Raw genomic sequence first — 3,759 nt, 5'->3', positions numbered from 1 at the left:
GTCCCGAGCTGCAGCAGCTCGGGACCAAGCCCGGCCTCCCTCGATCTTCGCGACTGCGTCGTTCCTGCCGGGAACGAGACGGCCGAGGCCCAGGCCGACGGCCATGACGGGCAGGATCCACACCGCGAGGTAGCGGTCCAGTGCAATCCTTCAGACACCCGTTCGGGGGAACAGCGGACAGGGGGCACCAGTGCCTCAGGACCACTCAGCTCGCCAACTGTCATGTCCCTGCCTCTTTACGCTGTACCGTCGGCCCAGGGCCGTGGTTCAGCCGGGCCCCGGGCAACCGGCTGCATGTCTGCCCCACTGCACCCGGCCAGGGAGCCAATGCACAAACAACTTCAACGGCGCCCTTTACCTCATGTCAGAGCACCGCCGAGTACCGGACAGCTACATGCCGGCATGCGCGGGAGGCGATCTTGACGCAGGCTGAAGAAGGGCGTGGCGGCAAATTGAGAAACCCACCCCCGTGCCTTAACGATGCGGGCCCTACTACCACGAGGAGACCTTATAGGGGTGAGCTGATCACTTCCTGACAGGTCTCATCCAGGTTGGCGGTATGGATCCATCGAACGCTCCCCACATCCTTCAGCGGCTCGGACGCCCCCAAGCGATCGCCTCCCCCCCGCGCTCAAACGCGCCAGCGATGGCGGCCACAGCCTTCGTGCTGGTCGCCATGCTCGTCGGCTGCTCGGGGAATAGCGCCGAAACAGGCTTGCACGCGCGGACAAAAGTTCCCTCTCGGGATGGCGACCCACGAGCTGCCACGTCCGCCGCCGCTGAAAGGCTGCTGCATGAGCAGGCATCCCCTCCCACGGAAACGAGCGGAGTCATCACCTCCGTAGGGTTGCCGGGCGTAGGACCTCGAACGCTCGCTGGCATTCCCCGGGCCTCGCGCCAAGTTCTACTGATCACCGGTCAGGCGAAAGACTCGTCGATCTCCCGAGCGGTGTTGTACCGGAGGACCACCGCCGGGTGGCAACCAGGAGTCGTATGGCCCACGCAGAACGCTCTTAAGGGCTGGACTGACGACCACCGCTTGGGTGATCTCCGAACGCCGATCGGCGCGTTCACGCTCACCGCCGCCGGCGGGCTTCTTCCCAACCCAGGAACCAGACTCCCGTACGACCAATCCTTTAGCTTTACGTTGCGAGGCCGCGATTTTCTTGGCACACCCCTCGCGGGCTCCTTCGACTATGTCGTCGGCATCGACTACAACCGAGTGCGGGGAACCACCCCTCTGGACCGGCAGCGCCCTTTGGGACCTGAAGCGGGTGGCGGCATATGGTTGCACGTGAGCCACGGCGGGCCCACCCAGGGTTGCGTGAGCCTCACTAGGCAACACATGGAGGAACTTCTCCTCGCGCTCGATCCCGAGCAGCAGCCGGTCGTCGTCATGGGGGATGCCGATTCACTCCGGCGCTGACTCATCCCCGCTCGCGGTGGACGATTTCACGCCCGTGTAGCGTGCGCCCGATCTTTGAGGGACTGAGTTTTGAGGCGAACCCCGACTCTGCTGCGCAATTCCCTGCGGGGGTGAGGTCGGGTCCGCGATGATCGTTCCTGAGGTCGCTTCTCTGCCGTGCGGCCGTGGTGGCGGTACGGCTGTTTGGTGGCGAAGCCGATCTCGTTCACGATCAACACCGCTTCGGCGCCAGCGAGCGAGTACCGAGCCGGACACGGTGTTCGCGCAGAAGCCGCAAGAGGTGTTCGGCAGTCTCCCTGCTGGCATCGAGCACAGCGGTATATATGGACTGGAGGGCACGTGGACCTCTGGTTGTGCGGAAGTGATCTTCGCAGACCTGTTGCTACCAGGGGCTTCACTCATTCCTGACCCGGGTCACCAGCCCACAGCCAACGCACCTCGAATTGTCACGCACCGCAACCGACAGGTTGCCGAGAAGACCTCAATGACCCTGCCATGCGATAGAAGGCCGCACTCCAGGCCTTCGATATCACCTTCGACGGTCGGCTCACCACCGGACGCCGCTAACGAATCCGACGAGTTCCACTGTTCGCTACACAGACCCGCTTGCACCGCCGGTCACCCTCGCGGATGACGATCAGCATCGTGACCCACTCGACGAGTGCGTGCGGGACATCGAGTACGGCACGATAGGGAACCAACAGAGCTCCCAGGCTGAAGAGTTGAGCTTCGACACCTTGCTCAACAGCCCGGGGGCTCTGCTCGTTTCACGGCCACCCCGTGGTCACCCGATCGGTGGCCGAGTTGAAAATGCTCGCGGTGTTTGACCATCGCATACCGGCGGAAGCCGAGTAGGAGCATTTGGACGTTCACGCATGATCGTCGTTCTCTGCCCGTCGCGAGGCGGAGGGGCTGTCCCCCGCCACGGGGTCCGATCAGGGGAGCGACCTCCCGCCAGACCTCTCCGACACTGATGTCTGGACTATCCCGCCGTCAAATCGGGGGACTCCTTCTCTCCTCCCCGTTCCAGAGGAGAGGAGAAGGAGGGACATGCGGAAGGGTTGGTGACATGGGGACGAACCTGGCGATCCGTGTGGGTCAGCGCGGGCGACAAGACCTGGTGGTCCGCAGTCTCTCTCCGGAGGAGCACATACATCTGGCGCCCTGCGCTTCCGCAGGGCTGGTCGCCTGGGCTGTATCGCGAGCGGTGGCCCAGGCCGGCGGGGGCGACATCGCCTCATCTGCGGTCGGCCCACTGGTGATCAGCCTGGTTGTGCTGCTGCTCGCAAAGCGTCGAGGGATGACCGGGGCAGCATCATGAACCGCACAGCCCTGACCGTCGTTGCAGCCGCGATGGTGGTCTCCACGGCCGCGGCGATGGCCCTGATCGCACACTCCCCAGAGCCCGCAGCCACAGGAGAGAAGCAGCAAGACGGCTCTGTCAGCGCGCCTGAGAAGGCGCCTGGACATGTCAGCTCGGTTCTTGTTCGCCATGGAACCGAGGCCGGCGGGAAGTCCGTCAGTATCACTCTGGACGACGGGCCGCATCCGCAATGGACTCCGCAGGCACTGGCCGTGCTTGAGGAGAACGGCGTCAAAGCCGTCTTCTGCATCACAGGACGCGATGCCGAGCGGTACCCGGACCTCGTCCGGCAGATCGTCGCCTCCGGTCACCGGCTGTGCAACCACTCGGTGAACCACAACATGGCCATGGACAAGGAAGGCCTTGCCTATCAGACGAAGGAAATCCTCGACGCTAAGCGCATGATCGAGACGGCCTCGGGCGGCGAGCGTCTGTGGTACTACCGGGCTCCTGGAGGTGCCTTCACGCCGGAAAGCCGGGAAGTCGCAGCCATGCACGGCATGGCCAGCCTAGGCTGGAGCGTCGATCCCAGCGACTACCGGGCACGAGACGCACAAATGATCCTACAAACGGTGAAAATGCAGCTTAGGAACGGCTCCGTCATCTTGCTCCACGACGGCGGAGGCAACCGGTCTCACACGGTCCAAGCCCTACGCGAGCTGCTTCCACTTCTCAAGGCTGAGGGGTACACGTTCAGCTTTCCCAAAGGCCCGGACGCCACCTGAGAGGGGGTTTTACCTAGCTAGGCGTAATGCCCTTTACTGACTTTGGCTCATCAGGTGATGTTGGGTCGTCGAGGGTCAGGCCGGTGCCGGCTATGAAGCCGTCGAGGGTTTGGGGCCGGTACTGGCCTCGATCCTTCTGCGGCGTGATGACCTCGGTCGACTTGGCGTTTCGCCCTATTTGTCCCGTGTGGTCGGGTGTGGGGCCGTCGCGTAACGCTGCGGGTGCGCCGGGGTTCCACGTCTCC

At 63.9% G+C, this 3,759-nt stretch carries 2 protein-coding genes and 2 pseudogenes; 2 read left to right on the top strand and 2 right to left on the bottom strand.

Annotation, left to right across the window (positions count from 1 at the left end; genetic code table 11):
* Window positions 1-1,039: 1,039 nt before the first annotated feature.
* On the top strand, window positions 1,040-1,426 hold the full coding sequence (locus tag OTB20_RS43085) for a L,D-transpeptidase family protein (RefSeq protein WP_420716619.1): 387 nt from the start codon (window positions 1,040-1,042) through the stop codon (window positions 1,424-1,426).
* A 605-nt stretch (window positions 1,427-2,031) separates the two neighbouring features.
* On the opposite strand, the pseudogene OTB20_RS41860 reads toward OTB20_RS43085, so the two are convergent.
* Window positions 2,032-2,127 (bottom strand): annotated as a pseudogene (locus OTB20_RS41860) (IS5/IS1182 family transposase); the annotation flags it as partial.
* A gap of 616 nt (window positions 2,128-2,743) precedes the next feature.
* Here OTB20_RS41860 and OTB20_RS41855 point away from each other — a divergent pair.
* The gene (locus OTB20_RS41855; RefSeq protein WP_267825142.1) at window positions 2,744-3,514 is read left to right on the top strand and encodes a polysaccharide deacetylase family protein; all 771 of its coding nucleotides are present in this window, start codon (window positions 2,744-2,746) and stop codon (window positions 3,512-3,514) included.
* Window positions 3,515-3,527: 13 nt separating this feature from the next.
* Here OTB20_RS41855 and OTB20_RS41850 read toward each other — a convergent pair.
* Window positions 3,528-3,759: pseudogene (locus tag OTB20_RS41850) on the bottom strand (hypothetical protein); the annotation flags it as partial.

The sequence above is a fragment of the Streptomyces sp. H27-H1 genome (assembly GCF_026627445.1).
Taxonomy (GTDB): Bacteria; Actinomycetota; Actinomycetes; order Streptomycetales; family Streptomycetaceae; genus Streptomyces.
The sequence above is the reverse complement of the archived record's forward strand: the minus strand, read 5'-3'. Positions and strand labels throughout refer to the sequence as shown.